The organism is Salinimicrobium oceani (genome assembly GCF_012037645.1).
The window spans coordinates 1-345 of record NZ_JAAVJR010001210.1 but is presented as its reverse complement, the minus strand read 5'-3'; the positions used below and the strand labels follow the sequence as shown (position 1 = coordinate 345).

The 345-nt window shown below is 42.3% G+C and carries 1 protein-coding gene; it reads left to right on the top strand.

Annotated elements, in window-relative coordinates; translation table 11 throughout:
• Positions 1 to 10 precede the first annotated feature (10 nt).
• On the top strand, positions 11 to 345 hold a 335-nt coding region (locus HC175_RS21495; protein WP_479685260.1), incomplete at its 3' end, for a DUF7282 domain-containing protein.

Below are 345 nucleotides of genomic sequence, written 5' to 3'. Positions count from 1 at the left end.
AGAAACGATTATGAAAGACGAAAAAAACCTTAAGAAATTAATGCTTTATGTAGGAATGTTATTCCTGGTAATTGGATTCAACAGCTGTAGTGATGACGATGATGGTACCGTCACTCCTCTACCTACCGGCTCTTTTGCTCTTGCCGGAGATGAATATACATTAACTGACAATACTGTTGTCCTTGAAAGTATTACCGTTAGTCAGAGCAGCTGGCTTACTGCTGTACATTCAGGTAATGAAAGTACCACTGATTTTATAGCCGATCCCGTAAGGTTGGAGCCAGGTGTTAACACCAACGTAGAACTAACCTTTGATGAAGGTGCCATAACTGCTGCCGGGGAGGG